General features: G+C 27.4%; 19 protein-coding genes. 9 read left to right on the top strand and 10 right to left on the bottom strand.

Annotated features, from left to right (window positions below; translation table 11 throughout):
* Positions 1-154: 154 nt before the first annotated feature.
* From D3Z07_RS09520 to D3Z07_RS09540, 5 genes are all read right to left on the bottom strand, one after another.
* Complete coding sequence (locus tag D3Z07_RS09520) at positions 155-3,244, bottom strand: efflux RND transporter permease subunit (RefSeq protein WP_122893745.1); 3,090 nt, start codon at positions 3,242-3,244, stop codon at positions 155-157.
* Between the two features lie 18 nt (positions 3,245-3,262).
* Complete coding sequence (locus D3Z07_RS09525; RefSeq protein ID WP_076082884.1) at positions 3,263-4,267, bottom strand: efflux RND transporter periplasmic adaptor subunit; 1,005 nt, start codon at positions 4,265-4,267, stop codon at positions 3,263-3,265.
* Positions 4,264-5,472: a TolC family protein gene (locus tag D3Z07_RS09530; protein ID WP_076082881.1), complete on the bottom strand. Its 1,209-nt coding sequence runs from the start codon at positions 5,470-5,472 to the stop codon at positions 4,264-4,266. Before D3Z07_RS09530 ends, D3Z07_RS09525 begins: the two co-directional genes overlap by 4 nt.
* A gap of 8 nt (positions 5,473-5,480) precedes the next feature.
* Positions 5,481-5,861, bottom strand: a complete 381-nt coding sequence (locus D3Z07_RS09535) for a FixH family protein (protein ID WP_076082877.1) — start codon at positions 5,859-5,861, stop codon at positions 5,481-5,483.
* Between the two features lie 72 nt (positions 5,862-5,933).
* Positions 5,934-7,124, bottom strand: coding sequence for a sensor histidine kinase (locus tag D3Z07_RS09540; protein ID WP_083657295.1), 1,191 nt, complete (start codon positions 7,122-7,124; stop codon positions 5,934-5,936).
* A gap of 50 nt (positions 7,125-7,174) precedes the next feature.
* Here D3Z07_RS09540 and D3Z07_RS09545 point away from each other — a divergent pair, with 50 nt between their 5' ends.
* Positions 7,175-7,834 carry a response regulator transcription factor gene (locus D3Z07_RS09545; protein WP_076082874.1) on the top strand — a complete coding sequence of 220 codons (660 nt, stop codon included), beginning with the start codon at positions 7,175-7,177 and terminating at the stop codon, positions 7,832-7,834.
* A 45-nt stretch (positions 7,835-7,879) separates the two neighbouring features.
* Here the strand turns inward: D3Z07_RS09545 and gltX are convergent, their stop codons facing one another.
* The 5 genes from gltX to hisF all read right to left on the bottom strand — a co-directional run bounded on the left by gltX (position 7,880) and on the right by hisF (position 12,476).
* Entirely contained in the window at positions 7,880-9,289 is a 1,410-nt protein-coding gene (gene gltX, locus D3Z07_RS09550; protein ID WP_076082872.1) for a glutamate--tRNA ligase, read from the bottom strand.
* An 88-nt stretch (positions 9,290-9,377) separates the two neighbouring features.
* Positions 9,378-10,460, bottom strand: a complete 1,083-nt coding sequence (rlmN, locus tag D3Z07_RS09555; protein WP_076082869.1) for a 23S rRNA (adenine(2503)-C(2))-methyltransferase RlmN — start codon at positions 10,458-10,460, stop codon at positions 9,378-9,380.
* 36 nt (positions 10,461-10,496) lie between these two features.
* Entirely contained in the window at positions 10,497-11,033 is a 537-nt protein-coding gene (locus D3Z07_RS09560) for a phosphorylase family protein (RefSeq protein ID WP_122893746.1), read from the bottom strand.
* A complete protein-coding gene (locus tag D3Z07_RS09565) occupies positions 11,030-11,713 on the bottom strand; it encodes an SIMPL domain-containing protein (protein WP_122893747.1) in 684 nt (227 codons plus the stop codon). Before D3Z07_RS09565 ends, D3Z07_RS09560 begins: the two co-directional genes overlap by 4 nt.
* Before the next feature lies 1 nt (position 11,714).
* On the bottom strand, positions 11,715-12,476 hold the full coding sequence (gene hisF / locus D3Z07_RS09570; RefSeq protein WP_122893748.1) for an imidazole glycerol phosphate synthase subunit HisF: 762 nt from the start codon (positions 12,474-12,476) through the stop codon (positions 11,715-11,717).
* 73 nt (positions 12,477-12,549) lie between these two features.
* On the opposite strand from hisF, the gene rsmA reads away from it, so the two are divergent.
* The 8 genes from rsmA (at position 12,550) to D3Z07_RS09610 (ending at position 20,721) form a co-directional block, all read left to right on the top strand.
* Positions 12,550-13,344: a 16S rRNA (adenine(1518)-N(6)/adenine(1519)-N(6))-dimethyltransferase RsmA gene (gene rsmA / locus D3Z07_RS09575; RefSeq protein WP_122893749.1), complete on the top strand. Its 795-nt coding sequence runs from the start codon at positions 12,550-12,552 to the stop codon at positions 13,342-13,344.
* A complete protein-coding gene (locus D3Z07_RS09580; RefSeq protein WP_228200538.1) occupies positions 13,331-15,292 on the top strand; it encodes a ribonuclease J in 1,962 nt (653 codons plus the stop codon). Before rsmA ends, D3Z07_RS09580 begins: the two co-directional genes overlap by 14 nt.
* A 10-nt stretch (positions 15,293-15,302) precedes the next feature.
* Complete coding sequence (locus D3Z07_RS09585) at positions 15,303-16,265, top strand: KpsF/GutQ family sugar-phosphate isomerase (protein WP_076082852.1); 963 nt, start codon at positions 15,303-15,305, stop codon at positions 16,263-16,265.
* The gene (locus D3Z07_RS09590; protein WP_076082849.1) at positions 16,265-17,071 is read left to right on the top strand and encodes a pseudouridine synthase; all 807 of its coding nucleotides are present in this window, start codon (positions 16,265-16,267) and stop codon (positions 17,069-17,071) included. The genes D3Z07_RS09585 and D3Z07_RS09590 overlap by 1 nt, the downstream gene beginning before the upstream one ends.
* Positions 17,055-18,242, top strand: a complete 1,188-nt coding sequence (locus D3Z07_RS09595; RefSeq protein WP_122893750.1) for a replication-associated recombination protein A — start codon at positions 17,055-17,057, stop codon at positions 18,240-18,242. Before D3Z07_RS09590 ends, D3Z07_RS09595 begins: the two co-directional genes overlap by 17 nt.
* Entirely contained in the window at positions 18,242-18,760 is a 519-nt protein-coding gene (hemJ, locus tag D3Z07_RS09600; RefSeq protein WP_122893751.1) for a protoporphyrinogen oxidase HemJ, read from the top strand. Before D3Z07_RS09595 ends, hemJ begins: the two co-directional genes overlap by 1 nt.
* The gene (locus D3Z07_RS09605; protein WP_122893752.1) at positions 18,761-20,161 is read left to right on the top strand and encodes a PhoH family protein; all 1,401 of its coding nucleotides are present in this window, start codon (positions 18,761-18,763) and stop codon (positions 20,159-20,161) included.
* Between the two features lie 164 nt (positions 20,162-20,325).
* Entirely contained in the window at positions 20,326-20,721 is a 396-nt protein-coding gene (locus tag D3Z07_RS09610; protein ID WP_122893753.1) for a hypothetical protein, read from the top strand.

The following is a 20,721-nucleotide window of genomic DNA, read 5'->3' on the forward strand; positions in this document are numbered from 1 at the left end:
TTCTATTTAAAAAAGCGTCATTTTTTTCTTATCTCTTTCATATGTACAAGGGAATTATACATTTTTATTGTGTAGTGAATGTTTAGATTACAAAATATTATATATTTTTATGAAAAATTCTCAATAAACCCCTTATTTATAGTCTTTTTTATACTTAATTTTTTTGTCTTAAAGTTAAAATATAGAATATCGAGGGAATTATTATCAAAGTTAAAAACGCAGATGATATCATTCCTCCTATCATTGGTGCTGCTATTCTTTGCATTACTTCACTTCCTACTGTATTTATATACATAATAGGAATTAAACCACCTAAAATTGCAAATAATGTCATAAGTTTTGGGCGAAGTCTTAATACCGCTCCTTTATAAATATATTCAAAGATATCCTTATCTTCAATTTTTATACATTTTTGTTTTAATTCATTCATTGCTTCATGTAAATAAACTAGCATTACAATTGAAGTTTCAGCAGCAACACCAAGTAAGGCTAAAAAGCCAACTATAACTGCAATAGATATATTAAAGTCTAAATAGTCTAAGTAAAATATTCCACCTGTGAGTGCAAAAGGAAGGGTGAAAAATATAATCATTGTATATGTAATATTTTTTAGTGCAAAATAAATCAAAATAAAGATCAGCACAAAAGTTAAAGGAATAATATACATTAGCCTTTGCATAGCAGATTCTAAATACTCACTTTGCCCTGCCCACTCATAATAAAACCCATTAGGAAGTTTTATATCTTTTAATAACTGCTTTGCTTCATCTTTATACTGTTTTGCAGATATATCATTTTTAGGTGTTATATAGATAAAGTTTACATTTAAAGCTTTTTCAGACTTAATTACAGAAGGTCCTTCTTCATACTTTAAATTTGCAAACATTTCTAAAGGCTGAAAACCTAGTTTTGTTTTAATTTGAAGATTATTTAAAACTGTTATATCTTCTCTTTGAGTAGTTTCAAATCTTAAGCTAATTGGATATCTCTCTAAGCCATCTATAAAAGTTGATATTTTTGAGCCTGCAACACCAAGTGATATTGTTGAAAGTACATCATTTTTATTTATTCCAAATCTTGCAAGCATTTCTTCTTTTACATCAATATTTAAATAATACCCTGAATTAATCTTATCTGTTGATACCGAAAGAGTTTTATCAAACTTTTTTAGTTTTTGCTCAATTAAAGTTGCTGTAATTTCTAATTGTGTATGACTATTCCCATATAATTTTATTCCAAGAGGTGTTCTTATACCAGTTAAAAGCATATCAATACGTCCTCGAATTGGATATGTCCAAGAATTTATAAGCCCTGCTATTTGAAGTTTTTTATCCATTTCCTGCATTAACTTTTTATATGTCATTCCTTCCCTCCACTGCTCTTGTGGTTTAAAAGTAATAATAGTTTCAATCATTGCTAAAGGTGCAGGATCTGTAGCAGTATCAGCTCGACCTGCTTTTCCAAATACAGTTTGAACTTCAGGAAAAGATTTTAAGATTTTATCTGTTTTTTGTGTAAGCTCTTTTGATAAATCAATTCCTAAACCATAGGGAGTTACTGGCATATACATAAAAGTTTGTTCATTTATCATTGGCATAAATTCCCAATTTTGCTTCTTATAAACAGGATATGCTGCAATTATTGTTGCTAAAAAAATAAATACTATTAAATATCTAAATCTAAGAGATATCTTTAGCAAAGGAGAATATAAAGTGACGAAAAACTTATTTAACCAGTTTTTATCTTCACTTAAAAGTTTTCCTCGTATTAAAAATATCATTAATATTGGAACAATTGTAATTGATAAAATTGCTCCACTAATCATTGCAAAAGATTTTGTAAAAGCTAAGGGAGTGAAAAGTCTTCCTTCTTGTCCTGTTAGTGCAAAAATTGGTAAAAAAGAAACTACAACTAATATTAATGCAAAAAATATTGGACGTCCAACTTGCTTAGCAGACTTAATTATAATTTTAATTCTTTCCTCATTTGAAATATTTTCTTTTCCTTGAAGATATTTATGAGCATTTTCAACCATTACAATTGTTGCATCAACCATTGCACCAATAGCAATAGCAATTCCTCCTAAACTCATAATATTTGAACCCATTCCAAATGCTTTCATTAGTAAAAAAGTGATTAAAACTGTAAGAGGTAGTGTTATTATAATAATAAGTGCAGACCTAAAATGAAATAAAAATAAACCAGTAATAATCATCACAATAATTGATTCTTCAATAAGTGTATTTTTTAATGTATCAATAGCCTTATCAATTAACGATGTTCTATCATAAGTTTCAACTACTTGCACACCTTCTACATTTAAAGTCTTGATTTTTTCTTTTACTGCTTTTATTACTGAGTATGGATTCTCACCATATCTTACAACTACAATTCCACCTACTGTTTCACCTTCACCATTTAAATCTACCATTCCACGACGATTTGTTGAAGTAATATTCACATTTGCAATATCACTTATTTTTAAAGGTATTGAGTTGTTTGTTTTTACTGTAATATTTTCAATATCTACACGTGATTTTAAATAGCCTTTTGCTTGAATCATATGCTCAAAACCATTTTCTAAAATAATTCGACCGCCTTTTTCGTCATTGTTTTTTACTAAGGCACTTTTAACCTCATCAATACTAATGTTATATTGAACTAATCTATCTTGATTTAAAGTAATCTCATAGTTTTTTATAAACCCACCAATTGAAGCAATTTCACTAACTCCATCAACACCAAGCAAGGCATATTTATAGTAATAATCTTGTAATGTTCTTAATTCATCTAAAGATTTACTTTCAGATTTAAGAGCATATTCATAAGCCCAACCAACACCTGTTGCATCTGGACCAATTGCAACATCAACACCTTGAGGAAATGTTCCTTGAAGTTGAGAAAGTTGTTCAAGTATTCTATTTCGTGAATCATAAAGGTCTGTACCATCTTTAAATATAATATATATCAAAGCATTTTGAAAAGAACTCATAGCTCTTACTGTATCAATATTTGGTAAGCTCATTAAATTTGATATTAAAGGATATGAGACTTGCTCTTCTATTGTCTTTGGACTTTGCCCTGCCCATTTTACTTGCACAATTACTTGTGGAGGTGATAAATCTGGTAAGGCATCTAAAGATGTGTTTTTTACAGCCCAAAAAGAAGCAATTGTTAAGACTATTATAGAAAAAAGAACTAAGAATTTATTTTTTATACTATATGAGATTATATTTTCAACCATTGTTTTTCCTACTACCTATTACCAGTCATCGTCATCATCTGAACTATAAAGTCCATTTGTAGTAGCATCAGAATCAAGTAAAAACAGTGCATTATTTATTACACTTTGTCCTTCTTCTAAACCTTCTATAATTTCATACTTATTAGAAGAAATTCTTTTTGCTTTTACTTCTATTGGTTCAAATTCTGTTTTTGAAAGGTTTTGAAAAACAAAAAACTTATCCCCTTTTGAAAGTACTGCTGTTTTAGGTAAAGTAAGCATTTCTTTTTCAATAGTTTTAATATCAACTTTTCCAAACATATTAGGAATTAGTTTTAAATCTTTATTTTCTAATACAAATCTTACATCTACTGTTTTAGTTTTTAAATCAAGTGTAGGATAAATCATATCAACTTTTGAAACTATAGGTTTTTTTATTCCATCAAGATATATTCTTGCTTTCATATCTTTTTTTATAAAGCTTAAATCTTTTTGATAAACAGAAGCTATAAACCAAAGCTCATCTAAAGAGGCAAGCTGGAGTAAAAGTTTTCCTTTTTTAGCAAAACTTCCTTTGTTAATGTTTTTTTGTAAAATAATTGCATTTGAAGGAGAATAAAATGAAATATTTTTAATTGTCTTTTTTGAAGATTTTATTCTTTTAATAGTTGAAGAATTTATATCTAAAGCTTTTAGTTTTTCAATATTACTATTTATTAATGATTTATTAAATTTCTTAGCAATTTGTAATTCTTGCTGTATTGAATTTATTTCATCAGAATATATTGTAAAAAGTGCTTTTCCTTTTTTTATACTTTTATATTGTTCGTTTGCATATAAATTTGTAATATATCCATCAAATCTTGTAACAATATCATAAATTTTTGTTTCATTTAAAGCACTTGTTCCATAAAAGCTTTTTAAAGTACCTATATGCTCTTTTTGTACTTTGACGAGCTTTTTATTGAATACTTGTGAAACTTCAAGAATTTGAGCATTCAGTATTGTAAAGCCTATTATTAGGGCACTTAAGATATATTTCATTGGACTTCCTCTCTTAAATACATTGATTTTGCTATTGCAGTGAAATATTTTTCTTTTTCATCAATAGCTTGTAGTTTATATTTTATAATTTCATTTAGATTTTTTATAAGAGAACTTGAATCAATATTATTTGAAAAACCGTTTGAATTGTATGCTTCTAAAACTTTTTGTAAATGACTAAATTTTGGAAGGATATTATTTTCAATAATATTTATTGTTTTTATAGAATCATTAATATTACTTTGATAAGTTTTGATTTTATTTATAAAAGTCATTTTTGTATCTTGGAGTTTATGATTTAATTCAAGAGTTTTAATTTTTGCTTTTTTAGCTTTTAAATCTTCACTTCCATAAATAGATAAAGGAATAGATAAAGAAACATTTACATAATCTTCATATTTACTATCTCTTTGAAAATAACTAAGTGAAACTTTTACATCTGAATTCTTCTTTTCTTTTTCTAAAACAGAAATATTATCTTGTTTCTTTGATGCTTGCTCTAATAATAAAATCATCGGATGAGTATCAATAGCCATAGATAACTTCACTTCTTTTACACTTAGATTAATATCTATATCTTCTATTTTTTTATATGTTATTTGCTCAAGTTTTAAATTTATTGTATTTAATATTGTTTTTAATTTTTGTGATTTTAGCTTTAAATTTTCATATAATATTTGTGTATTCAATATTTGTACTTGAGATGCTTTATTATATGTATAAAGTTGCGTTAATAGTTTTTCAAGATTTTTAGTATTTATTTTAAACTCTTCATATAAAGCTAATCTCTTTTCTACTAACTTTATATAATAAACATATTCATATATTTTAGATTTATATTCTAGTTTTTTATCCTCTAATAAATATTTTGATATTTCATAATCATTTTTAGCTATTTTCTCTTTTGTTTTAAGTTTATCATTTATAGGTACCACTTGCGAAATACCTATAAATGCAGATTGCATTGGTTCTAAATCTCTTCTTGAAACATCATCAAACTGTATATCATTTACACCAAAAGATAAATTTGGATTATTCCATTTAGAAGAAAGTTCTATTTGTTCTTTTGCACTTTTAATACTTTGTTCTAAAGCTTTTAGATTATAGTTTTGTTTAAAACTATAATCTATTAAACTATTTATATTCTGAGCATTTAAAATATTAAAAAACAGTAGTGATGAGAATAGAAGAGTCTTTTTTAACATAATAAAACCTATAAGTTTACACTTGATCTTATTTTATGTACTTTTCCATCTTCTGTTTTAAATAGTAAATGATATTGCCAAGTTCCACCCATTGAAAAGTTTATTTTCATTTGATATTTATTTTCAATTAATTTTGCTTTATCTTTAAATTCCATATATGGCATACCAGGCATTTCTGGCATAAAAAACTTTGCTTTAACTTTTGCATTTGTAAAGTTTTTTCCATCTTTTAATAAAGTGACAAAGAAAATATTATCTCCAACAACTAAGGACTTTTCTGATTTAAGTACAATTTTATAGCCATTTTTTTCACCTTCTTGAAAGATTCGTTCTGCATTTAAAAAACCAAATGTTAAAGCAAGTATTGTTAATAATTTGAATAAGTTCATATAAACTCCTTTTTTAATTTAAAGAAGTATATATATTTAATGAGGAGAAAGTGTGGAGGAAATAGAAGTAACTTAAAAAGTAAGAGTAAAAGTAGTTTCTTCTTTTACTTTTGAATGAACATCAACTTTTATATTGTATTCATCACATATATTTTTTACGATATTAAGTCCTAACCCAAAGCCACCATTGTCCTTTGTAGCTCTATAATATCTATTAAAAATATCTTTAATTTTATCATTATCAATTCCAATACCTGAATCTTTAATAACAAGTTTTCTTTCTTTTAATAAAACACTAATAGAACCATTTTGTTTATTATATTTTATAGCATTTGATAAGAGATTATTAAAAACTCTAATAAAGTCTGATTCATCAATTTTATATTTTAAGTCTTCTAAGTTAACATCTATTATTATTTTCTTTTTTTCAGCTAAGACTTCAAAGTATTTCAATTCTTTTTCGATTAAAATTTTTAAAGAAATTTCTTCTAGGTTAGTCTTTGTTTCTCTTTCTTCTAAAAAAATATATGTTAAATCTTTATATACATCACTCACTTTAATTGCACCTAAGCGCACTCTTTCAATTTGTTTTTTACTTAATTTTTCATTTTCCAAAGACATTAAAATTGCGCTTATTGGTGTGTTTAATTCATGGGTAGTGTCTTTTATAAAGTTGTTTAACTTTTCTCTTTCATCTTTTATTGGTTTTAAAAATAAACGAGCAAGATAGAATCCAATTAATCCCAAAATAGAATATATAATTAGAAAAAGAATTATGATTTCATTTCTTAAGTCAATAATCTTTTGATAATATAAGTTTTCTTTTATAGCAATATGAAATATTCCTAGATGTCCATAATCATCATCATGCACTAAAATAAAATATTTTTCTTTTTGAATAATCTTTTTTGAAAAATCAACTTTTTCTTCTAAGTTTCCATATAACTTATTTTTATATTTGTCATAAAATGATATTTGATAGAGGTCACTTTTTAAAAATTGAGATTTATCAAGTGTTTTACCTTGCATATGTGCAAGAATAACTTGTGATCCGATATTAGATACAATATTTTGCATTTTTGTTTTTGTTAAATCAAAATATACATTTTTTTCATTTTGAAAATAAAGTATTGCAATAAAAAGTATCAAAAAAAATGAACTACCTAAATATAGACCAAGAAATCTTATAAATGTTCTTTTTTCACTTTGTGTTAATTTAATATAAAACTCCTGTTTTTCATATTTTTTGCAAGAGTATAACATAAAAGCTTTTTTCCATATACTTTCCATGTAAAATTAACTATACTTCTAGAATGAAAATATTACTACTAGAAGATGATTCCTTATTAAATGAAATCATAGAAGAATTTTTAGATGAATTAGGACATGAAGTTCATACAACTTTTGATGGTCAAGAAGCAATTGAAGCTATTTATGAAAGATCATTTGATTTATTACTTCTTGATGTAAATGTACCTTCATTAAATGGTTTTGATTTATTGAAAAGCTTAAAAGAGCGTCAAATTGATATTCCAAGCATTTATATTACTTCTTTGCATACTTCGAAAGATATGCAAGAAGGGTTCGATTCTGGTGCTGATGATTATATTAAAAAACCTTTTACTTTAAGCGAATTAAATTTGCGTATTAATAATATAAAAAGATTAAGACAAATAGACAATCAAGAGATAAAAGTTTTAAGCCAAAACTTCTCATATAATTATAATACAAAAGATATAATCTTTGAAAATAAGCAAACTCATCTTTCAAAAACAGAAGCAAAAGTTTTTGAATATTTATTAAAAAATAAAAATAAAGCTGTCTCAATAGATGAAATTTCATTGAATAACTGGGTTTATGATGAAGTACCAACTGCTACAACTATTAGAACTTATATAAAAAACTTACGAAAAGTTTTAGGAAAAGATATGATAATTACTATAAAAGGGATAGGTTATAAACTGAAATTATAGGTAATCACTTTAGGTACCATCTGGCACCTAAAATGTAAGTTGATTTTATTCTTTGTCGAAGTTCTTTTCTATTGCTCTATCAAGTCTAGACCGAGTTTCATCGTAACCTAAAATAGAAATAATATCGTAAACAGAAGGTGCTTGTGTTCCACCTGTTAATGCAATTCTAATTGGTTGAAATAATTGAGGAAATTTTAAACCATTCTCTTCAATAAATGGTTTTGTAATTGCTTCAACTTTATCAACTGAATATAAATTGTCTTTATTTTCACCTAATAATACTAGATATTTATTTAAAAACTCTACTGTTCCTTCTTTAACAAACTTTTTACTTCCTTTTGCTTCATATGAAGTTGGTACTTCTAAAATTGTATTAACAGCATTTTTTAATTCAATTAAAGTTTGTGCTCTTTGTTTTGCTAAATCTAGTATCTCTGTTTTCTTATTGTAGTGTGTTAAATCTAAATCAAAAGCTTTTAACTCCTCTACTAATCTATCATTTGAAACAGCTTTTATATATTCAGAGTTTAACCATAAAAGTTTTTCTGCATTATATGAAGATGCTGACTTATTAATATTATTTGGATCAAACAGTTCTAGCATTTCATCCATTGAGAATACTTCTTGATCTCCATTTGACCAACCAAGTCTAACAAGAAAGTTTAATAAAGCTTCTGGAAGATAACCATCAGCTTTATATTGCATAACATCCATAGCTCCATCTCTTTTAGATAGTTTTTTACCTTGAGGGTTATTAATCATTGGCATATGGAAGAATTTTGGTACTTCAAAACCTAGAGCATTATAAATTACAATTTGCTTTGGAGTATTTGTTAAGTGATCATCACCTCTTAATACATCAGTCATTCCCATTAAATGGTCATCAATAGCCACAACAAAGTTATAAATAGGCATTCCATTTGCCCTAGCAATTACAAAATCATCAACTTGATTAGCTTCAAATTTCATAGAACCTTTTACACCATCTTCAAAAGTTATAGCACCCTCTTTTGGAGCTTTAATTCTAATAACTGGTTCAATATCAGCAGGAATTTGAGGTAATACTTTACCCTCTTCTGGTCTCCAAGTTTCATCATATCTTGGATTTTCTTTTGCAGCTTCTTGCTTTGCTCTTAAAGCATCAAGTTCATCTCTGCTCATGTAACACTTATAAGCTTTACCTTCTTCTAAAAGTTGTGCGATATATTTTTTATAAATATCAACTCTTTTAGATTGGTATTCAATCTCACAGTCACTTGGCATTCCAACCCATTCAAAAGCTTCTAATATTGCCCTTACAGCATCTTCGTTATTTCTAGCATTATCAGTATCTTCAATTCTTAATTTAAATTCACCATTAGTTTTTTTAGCCCAAAGATAAGAATAAAGTGCAGTTCTAAGTCCTCCAATATGTAAATATCCTGTTGGACTTGGTGCAAATCTTGTAATTGCCATTTCTTACTTCTCCTCTTTTTTATTATATATGTAAAATCCTACGCCTGATACTATTGCTACAATTGCTATAAATATTAGTAATCCTATCTCAAGTAAGCCCATTTGCATCCTTTTCTTTTAACTGTCCACATGCTGCAGAAATATCTATACCTTTTGATTCTCTAATAGTACAAATAAGTCCTCTATCATTTAAATAGTCTTTAAATCTAATCATATCAGCAACTTCTGGTCTTTCATAATCAGTTCCTGGATAAGGATTAAAGAAAATTAGATTTACTTTTGCATTTATACCATTTAATAGTTTAATTAATTTAGCAGCAGCTTCAATACTGTCATTTTTACCCTTGATTACAAGATATTCAAACATCACTTTTTTTCTTGTATCAACAGGGAATTTTCTAACCGCATCAATAATAGTTTGAATATTATAGGCTTTATTCATAGGAATTAACTCAGATCTTAAGTCATCATCAACAGCATGAAGTGAAATAGCTAATTGTATTCCTAAATCAAACTCCCCTAGTTTCTCAATCTTAGAAGCAACACCAGAAGTAGAAACAGTTTGTCTTCTTTTATTAATAGATAATCCCTCTTCTTCACTAAATACATTTACAGCACGTGTAAAGTTTTTGAAGTTATCAAGTGGCTCACCCATTCCCATATATACTATATTTACTGATTTATTAGCTGGGATATCATTATCTCTTTTAATATTTACAATTTGTGCAATATACTCGCCAACTGTAAGGTTTCTAACAAAGCCACCTTTTGCAGTTAAACAAAAAGTACAGCCTACTTTACATCCAACTTGAGAAGAGACGCAAACAGTGTATTTTTCACTTCTTACAATTACACCTTCTTCGTTTTTCTTTTTTTCTTTCATAAGTAATAAAACAGCTTCAACTGTTAAATTATCTCTTAATTTAAAAAGATATTTAATACTTCCATCAGTACTTACTTCTTTTTTTAAAATACTCATTACATCAATAGGGTATTTTTCTTCTAGTTCTTCTTTCAAATCTTTTGGTATATTTTTCATCTCATCATACGAAGATGCGTATTGCTTGTATAACCAGTTATATATCTGTTTTGCTCTAAATGATGGTTTTAAAGTCTCTTTTAATTCATCAAGTGAGAAGTCATATATTGAGGGTGTTCCTTCTTTTGCCATTACTTTTCCATTTCTTTTCTATTATTTTTTTTTATTTTATTTTATGATGTTCTTATTAAGTAAATATTCACTTAATTTTTCCATCGCAATTTTATGATTTTTTATAAAATCTTTATGTGCATTTTCATTTGTATAATTTGTTATTATAAATACACCTGCAATTGGAATATTAAATTCTTTTGCTACTTGAACAAGAGAAAAAAACTCCATATTCTCGATTCCTACACCATATTCATTGTATTTCTTACATAATTCTTCATTTGTTGAAATATAATTTGATGAATTAACAATTGTGTCATCTCTTAGCATTTCATTTTTTGACTGGGCAATTTTATCTAAAGGTGTATATGAATCATTTGAAAGAAAAGATAATTCAATATTTGAAGCACTTTTTGATTCAACAATATCAAATATCTCATGCTCTCCATAAGAACCTGCACTTCCTACAAAAATTATAAATTCAGGTTTATCTTCTAGGCATTTTTTAGTTAAATTAATTGCCGATTCAATCAAGCCAACACCCATTGCATTAGCAAATATAAAAGTTTCATTTCTTCCTGCGCAAATTATCATTTACACTCCAAAACAAAATTTGGTTCAATTTTAATTTCTACATTTGTACTAATAGGTGCAATATTTGATATTCGTTTTTCTGTAAGAGATTGTGCAGTTCTTGCTCTAAAAACTTGTGGACTTGATTGGTTAATATTAATATTTTTCACTTCACATTCTTTAGATATTTCATTTTTTAAAGAGTTTGCATATACTTCAATCCATTTAAAAGCATCAATCCTTAATGTATCTTGATTACTTTCATAAAGTTTATTACTAACAGTCCATGAAAGCTTTGAAATTCTAAGTTTAACGTTATCTTTATCGTACTTTGATTCTAAAGCTATTAAATCATCAATAAAAGAGTTTATATTTTTTGCACTTTCACCTTTAATTGTATATCTTAAATTTCCATGGTAACCAATAAACTTTTGAGTATTCTTAAAATACTTATATTTTGGACTTATAGTTACATTTCCATGGCTTTTTTGAACTGTTTTATTTCTATCAATATACTTAGTAAATTTTTCTATATGTGAAGCTATAAAGCCTTCAGATTCATTTTCAATACTAATATTTACACTTGCAACTAAAATATCAGGAGCAACAGATTTTGAAAATTTCTTATTAAAACTAATTTCATATGACAATAGTGAAATAGGTAGAAGTAGGGCAATTAAAAATAAAAACTTAACTTTCATATTATATCCTTACTGGTATATTATTATCTCTTAGATATCTTTTTAAATCCATAATATCAATTTCTTTAAAATGGAAAATTGATGCAGCTAAGGCAGCACTTGCTCCATGTTCAAAAGCTTCTTTCATGTGTTCCATAGTCCCAGCACCACCAGATGCAATAACAGGAATATCAATCATTGAAGAAATTTTTTCAGTAATGTTTAACTCAAATCCTGTTTTAGCACCATCAGTATCCATAGAAGTAAGTAGAATTTCTCCAGCACCTCTATCATATACTTCTTTTGCCCATGCTACAGCGTCAAGTCCTGTATCTTCTCGTCCACCTTTTACAAAAACATGATAGGAACCATCTTCTACTTTTTTTACATCAATAGCGGTTACTATACACTGGCTACCAAATCGTTTTGCACTTTCATTAATTAAATCAGGGTTTGTAACAGCAGATGAATTAATAGAAACCTTGTCACAACCAACATTTAGTAGCTTGTAAATATCTTCAAGTTTTCTTATACCTCCACCAACAGTAAGAGGAATAAAAACTTCTTTTGCAACTTCTTTCACAATATCTACAATTGTCCCTCGATTTTCATGACTTGCAGTAATATCTAAAAAAGTTATTTCATCTGCACCTTCATTATTATATCTTTTTGCAACTTCTACAGGATCACCTGCATCACAAAGTCCAACAAAGTTAATTCCCTTAACCACTCGTCCGTTATCCACATCTAAACAAGGTATAATTCTTTTTGCAAAACTACTCAAATAAATTCCTTAATTATTATTAGTTATTATCTTATCTAATTGTAAGTTAAAAACAGTTATACTCTTCGCAATTATGGAAAATATAAAAGCAAAAAAGAAATACGGACAAAACTTTTTAAAAGATACTATGGTTTTGGATAGAATCATCCAATCGATGCCCAACAACAATAACTATGTCGTGGAAATTGGGCCTGGATTAGGTGATTTGACTAAAAATATAGTCAAGTACAAAGAGATGACTGCTTATGAAGTAGATACTGATTTAATTAGTATTTTAGAGTCCAAATTTGCAATAGAATTAGAAGAGAATAAACTAAAACTGATCCACACTGATGTTTTAGAAGCTTGGGATGCCCAAGGAACTCTACATAATGGTAAATATGATTTAATAGCAAATTTACCATATTATATTGCAACAAATATTATATTAAGAGCATTTGAAGACAAAAACTGTGAGAGTATCATTGTAATGATTCAAAAAGAAGTAGCTTTAAAATTCTCGGCGAAGCCTAAGGATAAAGAGTTCTCTTCATTAGGAGTAATTGCGGATATGGTATCACTTGAATCAAGAATACTATTTGACGTTCCTCCTGAATCATTTGATCCTCCACCAAAAGTTATGTCTTCTATTCTTTATATTAGAAAAGATATGAGTAAAACTATTGATAAAGATTTTAATAAATTTTTGAAAGCTTGCTTCGTGCAGCCTAGAAAAAAATTATCAAAAAATCTTTCTTCGCTTGTTGATAAAAAATTAATATCTCAATATTATGAAGAACTTGGAATTAATGATAATATAAGACCTCATGAAATCAGTTCATCTTTGTATAGCCAATTGTATACAAAGGTAAAAAATGGAAGAAATTAAACAAGAAGAAACAATTGTTAACACGCAGGCTGCTAAAGAAACTACTGAAAACAATCCAGTAGAACAAAAGCAAACAAAAAAAGAAGATAATAAGCCTTCAAATGAAGGTCAAAAAACTCCTCAAAAAAGAAAACCAAACCACAATAACAATAATAGAAGACCAAAAGCAAAACTACCAACTGAAATGACAGGTGATGGTTGGATGAATGATCTTAAAAAAGCACACTTAGTAAATGAAAAGATTCAAAAAGATAGGTTAAATCCTCATTATAAATTGAACTTAAACACATCTGCAAAAATGAGAATTACTCCTCTTGGTGGATTAGGTGAAATTGGTGGAAATATGATGATTATTGAGACTGAAAAGTCTGCAATTATTGTTGATGTTGGTATGAATTTCCCTGATGAAACTATGCATGGTGTTGATATTTTAATTCCTGATTTTACTTATTTAAGAGAAATTAAACACAAAATTGAAGCTGTTATTATTACACATGGACATGAAGATCATATTGGTGCAATGCCATATTTATTCAAAGAGATGCAATTCCCAGTTTATGGTACATCATTACCATTAGAAATGATTGGTTCAAAATTTGATGAACATAAAATGAGAGAATTTAGAAAATTCTTTAGATGTATTGAAAAAAGAAAACCAATTAAAATTGGTGAATTTGAAGTAGAGTGGATGCATGTTACTCACTCAATTATTGATTCATCTGCAATTGCAGTTACAACTGAAGCTGGAACTATGATTCACACAGGTGATTTTAAAATTGACCATACTCCTGTTGATGGATATCCAACAGATTTACATAGACTTGCATATTATGGAGAGAAGGGTGTTTTATTATTAACATCTGATTCAACAAACTCTCACTCGCCAGGATTTACAAAAACTGAAAAAACAGTAGGACCTACATTTGACAGAATTTTTGCTGATGCAAAAGGTAGAGTTATTATGTCTACATTCTCTTCAAATATTCATAGAGTTGCACAAGCTATTGAAAGAGGAATTAAAGCAAATAGAAAAGTTTGTGTAATTGGTAGATCAATGGAGAAAAACTTAGACTTAGCAATGGGTCTTGGATATGTTAAATTCCCAAAAGATTCTTTTATAGATGCACATGAAGTGAATAAATATAAAGATGAAGAAGTACTAATTGTAACTACAGGTAGTCAGGGTGAACCAATGTCAGCATTATTTAGAATGGCTATTCATGAACATAGACATATTAAAATCAAGCCAAGTGATCAAATTGTATTATCTGCTAAAGCAATTCCTGGAAATGAAGCTAGTGTATCTGGAATTTTAAATAATTTATTAAAAGCTGGAGCTAAAGTAGCATACCAAGATTACGCAGATATTCACGTATCAGGACACGCAGCTCAAGAAGAGCAAAAATTAATGTTAAGATTAGTTAAACCTAAATTCTTTATGCCTGTTCATGGTGAATATAATCATGCATTAAAGCATGGTAAAACAGGGATTGACTGTGGTATTTTAGAAAGAAATCTTTATATTATGAATGCTGGTGAGCAAATTGAAGTAACTCCTAAGTATATGAAAAAAGTTAAAACTGTTAAATCAGGAAAAGTGTATATTGATAATCAATTAAATCACAAAATTTCTGATGATATTGTTATGGATAGACAAACAATGGCAAACGAGGGTGTTGTTATGATTGTTGCACAAATTAATGAAAATGATAGAACATTAGCTAATAGAGCAAAAGTTACTTCATTTGGATTAGTTCCTGATAAACAAGATAAATTTTTTGCAAAAGAAATTGAAGATTTATTAGCTACATTCCTAGCAAATGTTAAACCAGGTATTTTCAAAAACACTAGAATGATAGAAGATGAAATTAGAAAAGCCGTTAGAAAACATTGTATTAGAAAATATAAAAAATACCCAATGATTGTACCTACTATATTTGTACAATAAGGAGAAAAGAATGGATTTTAAACAAATAGTTAAAGATACACTGTTAACAGAAGCTAAGGAATTAGAAAAAGCGGCAGGAAAAATATCTTTTGATATAGATAAAGCTATTGATTTAATTGTAAATTCAAAAGGTAAACTTATTATTACAGGTGTTGGTAAATCAGGACTTGTTGGAACAAAAATAGCAGCTACACTTGCAAGTACTGGTACTAGTTCATTTTTCCTTCATCCTACTGAAGCTATGCATGGGGATTTAGGAATGATTGGTAAAGAAGATATTGTTTTAGGTATCTCATACTCAGGTGAGAGTGAAGAATTAGTTCAAATTCTTCCTCATCTTAAAAGATTTAATATTCCACTAATTGCAATGGCTAGTAATGAAAATTCAACACTAGCAAAATACTCAGATGTTTTTATAAATGTAAAAGTTGAAAAAGAGGGATGTCCTTTAGATGTTGCTCCTATGTCTTCTACTACATTAACTATGGCAATGGGTGATGCATTAGCAGTTACTTTAATGAGAAAAAGAAACTTCCAAAAAGAAGATTTTGCATCATTTCACCCAGGAGGAAGCTTAGGAAAAAAACTTTTTGTAAAAGTTGATGATTTACTTAGACGTGAGAATCTTCCTATCGTTTCACGTGAAACAAAACTAAAAGATGCCATTTTACAAATGAGTGAAGGTAGACTTGGAAGTGTAATAATCACAGATGACAACAATAAAGTAATTGGATTATTAAGTGATGGAGATTTAAGAAGAGCTCTAATGAATGATGACTTTACAATTGATTGTACAGTTGAATCATTAGCATCAACAAATCCTAAAACATTAAAAAATAAAGATCTTTTAGCTAGTGATGCATTACAAGTTATTGAAGATTTTAAAATACAATTATTAATAGTTACAGATAATGAAGACAAACTAATTGGTGTACTTCATATTCATGACTTAATAGAAGCTGGTATAAAATAATGAGAAAAGAAGAAGAACTAGAAGCTGTTAGATTAAATAAATTTTTATCACATAATAGTAAATATTCAAGAAGAGAAGCAGATAGATTAATAGAAGAGGGTAAAGTAAAAGTTAATGGTGTTGTAGTTGAAAATTTAGCTACAAAAGTAACTGTTAATGATGAAGTTCATATCAATAAAACTCCTATTAAAGAAGATAAAAATAAAATGCCTACGGTAATTATTTACAATAAACCAAAGGGTGAAATAGTATCTAAGAAAGACCCGCAAGGTAGAAAAACTATTTATGATTCATTAGGTAAAAGATATGCTCACTTTATGTCTGTAGGACGGCTTGATTATGCAAGTGAAGGTTTACTTCTTTTATCTGATTCAGTTCAGATTGTTGATGCTTTAATGCACTCTAATTTAGAAAGAATTTACAAAATAAAAGTAAATGGCCCAATTGGTCCAAAAGTTGAATCTGCAATGATGCATGGTTTAGAACTTGAAGATGCAACAGATGGAGCATTTAAAGGTAGTAAAATCAGATCAATGAAATTTGCTCCGTTCTTAGGATATAACATCGTAAGTAATGGTGAAAAATTTTCAAAAATTAAAGTATCAATAAATGAAGGTAAAAACAGAGAATTAAGAAGATTCTTTGCACACTTCGGACTTGATATTTTAGATCTTAAAAGATTTGAATTTGGTGGAATTTCACTAAATAATCTACCAACAGGAAAAAGTAGATTTCTTTCAAAAGAAGAATACAGAAACCTAAGAGACTTTTTAAGCCAAAACGAAGAAGATGACAGATCTTTCTAACAAATTAAGACCAACAAGTTTAGATAACTTTGTTGGTCAATCTCACATAATATCAAAAGACAAAGCCCTTTATAAACTTATAAAACAAAAAGAAATACCACACTTATTTTTCTATGGAAAACCAGGAACTGGAAAAACAACTCTTGCAAAAATAATAGCTCGTGAAATAGATACAGATTATTACTATTTTAATGCCACAAGTATTAAAGTTGAAGATTTACGTAAAGTATTTGATAGATATAAAAATGCTTTAATTAAACCTTTAATTTTCATTGATGAAGTACATAGACTTTCTAAAAATCAACAAGAAGTTCTTCTTCCAATAATGGAAAATTATGATGCAACGATAATAGGTGCAAGTACTGAAAATCCATTTTTTACATTAACAAATGCAATTCGTTCTAGATCTTTTCTTTATGAATTTAAAGCTTTTACACAAGAAGAAATGGAAAAGATATTACAAATAGCTTTAAAAGATATTGATGCAAAATTTGATAAAGAAACAAAAGAGTATTTAATCCTTTCAAGTTCAGGTGATGCAAGAGCAATGCTTACACTTTTAAACTTTTCATATAAAGTATCAAAAGAGATTACAATTGATTTATTAAAGCAACTAAGAGAGAATGTTATAGGAGATGGAGTATCCTCTTCTAATACTCATTATGATTTAGCATCTGCGATGATTAAATCAATGAGAGGTTCAAATATTGATGCAGCTTTATATTATATGGCAAGATTAATAAACGGTGGAGAAAGTGTTGATTTTATTACAAGAAGACTAGTAATTTTTGCAAGTGAAGATATTGGTAATGCTAATCCTAATGCTTTTAATCTTGCTGTTAGTACAATGACAGCATGTAATAAAATCGGATATCCAGAATCTAGAATTATGCTAGGGCAGTGTATAATTTACTTAACATCAAGTCCAAAATCTAATGGTGCTTATAAAGCTATCAATAAAGCTCTACAAGGCATTAAAGATGGAAAACTACTAGATATACCAAAACATTTAGATTCGCAGCATATAGGCTATTTATACCCTCACGATTTTGGTGGCTATGTTGAACAAGAATATTTAAAAGAAGATCTAAACATATATAATTCATTAAATATTGGGTATGAAAAAACTTTAAATGATTGGGTAGCAAAAATTAAAAACAAGGATTCATAATGGAATACTACACATGGATATTAACTTTTCATATAATGGCTGTAATGTCATGGATGGCAATGTTGTTTTATCAACCAAGACTTTATGTCTATCACACTGAACATCAAAATAAAAAAGAGTTTGTTGAAGTAGTAAAAATACAAGAATTAAAAATGTATAAATATATTGGTGTTCCTGCTATGTGGGCTAGTATTATAAGTGGTGCTGTTATGATATATTTAAATCCATATTTACTTTCAAGTGAAGCTGGTGGTTGGATGCATGCAAAACTTTTATTTGCACTATTATTAGTAATTTATTCTTACTCTCTTGGATATTTCAGAAAAAAACTTGAAAACGATAATTATGAAAGAAGTGGTAATTTCTTTAGAGCTTATAATGAAGTACCAACAATTTTAGCTTTATTGATTGTAGGATATGTAATAACAAAAACATTTTCAATTGCCTTTACAGTAATTACGCTTTTAATTGGTGCTTTTATAGTCTATAAAGTTTATAAACAAAAAGAGAAAAAATAAATGAAATTTGATAAATACTACGTACTTGATACTAATATATTATTAGAAGATGCAAGTAATATTTTTAAACTGTCACAAGATAGTAAAAACCTAATAATTTTACCTGAGACAGTTTTAGATGAAATTGATAGTAAAAAATCAGGTTTTGATGAGATAAATTTTCAAGCAAGAGAGTTTGCAAGAATACTTGAAAATTCAAAAATTAAAGAATCAATAAAAAAAGATACTTACAAAATAATACGATTAGAAATACAAAATAAACAAGCTACAATAATTGATATTATTTCAAAAGAAGAGTATTCACTAAATTCAAAGAATGTATCTTTAAATATAATTAATGACAGAAAAATATTAGAAATAGCGACTTTTTCAAATAGCTATTATGAAAAAGAAGTTGAATTTTTATCACTTGATATTATGGCAAGAACTAGAGCAATATCACTTGATATAAAAACTGATGCGTTACTTGGTTCAAATAAAGATGAGTTTAACTATGAGTTTATAAAAGATATTGAAATAGATTTTCAAGATTTAGAAGATTTTGATAATCAAGAAATATATAAATTTGATAAAGATTATAAACCATATAACTATTCATATTGTTTTAAAGTTATAGATTCAGATCAAGTAATTTTAGCAAATATAGAAAACAAAAGAATTAGAGTTTTAGATGAGGGTGAAATTAGAAATCAAATAATTACACCTTTAAATAAAGAACAATTATTCTTTTCAAATGCAATTGCATCACACTTATATAACGTTTTAATTATAGAAGCAAAAGCAGGTTCAGGAAAAACTCTTTTAGCTTTAAGTGGAGCACTTAAACTAATAAGACAAAAGCAATATCAAAAAATCATTTATATCAGAAACTCTGTTGAGTCATTGGATAAAGGTGAAGATGTTGGATATCTACCTGGATTTGAAGAAAAATTCAGAATTTATAATCATCCTTTAATGGATAGTTTAGAATATATAATTAGAACAGAATATAAAAAGAAATCAAAAAAGAATATTGAAAATATACCAGAACTTGATGACAGTGAAGTTACTTCAAGAGTAGAGCAGATGATTCAAAATTATAGTATCGAAACTATGTGGGTTGGAGAGATGAGAGGTAGAACTATTTCTAACGCATTTATTATTATTGATGAAGCACAAAATATGTCAAATAAAACGATGCAAATGGTACTTTCAAGAATAGATAATACATCTAAAGTTGTAATACTTGGATCAAATAAACAAATAGATAATTTCTATGTAAACAAATATACAAACTCTTTGACTACACTACTAAAATCTACAAAAAATGAAAATACTTTAGTAAATACTTTTGCAATAAAATTACAAAAAGTATTAAGAGGTCCAATCACAGAATGGGCTGAAATGATATTTTCAAAATAAAAAAATACAATAGTACATATGTAATTATATGTACTATTATAACTGGATAATAAGCTATATAAGCCTCTTAAAAAATATCTCTTTTCATCAGAAAAACATTTAAACCTTTTATTAATATTCCAAAATGTGCTACAATACATATCACAATACGTATAGGAGTATAAATGGACTTACTACAATATAGATCAAATGAGATGTTTTCATCAACAGAATTAATCAGAAAAAGTAAAATGATATTTGATAAAGTATCGAAAAAAGAGATTGATAAAGCTGTAATATTAAGAGATGGTAAACCTAGTTTTATGTTATTAGATTTTTATAAATATGAAGAACTAATAAATGATTATATAAAACTTCAAGAAAAAGTAAAACAAAAAGAACTTAAGAAACCTGAAGTTATTAAGGATGAAAAAGAAGTAATTGAAGAAGAAAGTATTGATGAAATTAATGATAAAGATTTAGAAGATGCCCTTGCTCAAATTGAAAATCTAGATTTAGATTTACAGAAAAAGACTTCAACAAAAAAAGAAAATGAAGCTTTAAAAGATTTTTGGGAATAA

Source organism: Arcobacter peruensis, assembly GCF_003711085.1.
Lineage (GTDB): Bacteria > Campylobacterota > Campylobacteria > Campylobacterales > Arcobacteraceae > Poseidonibacter > Poseidonibacter parvus.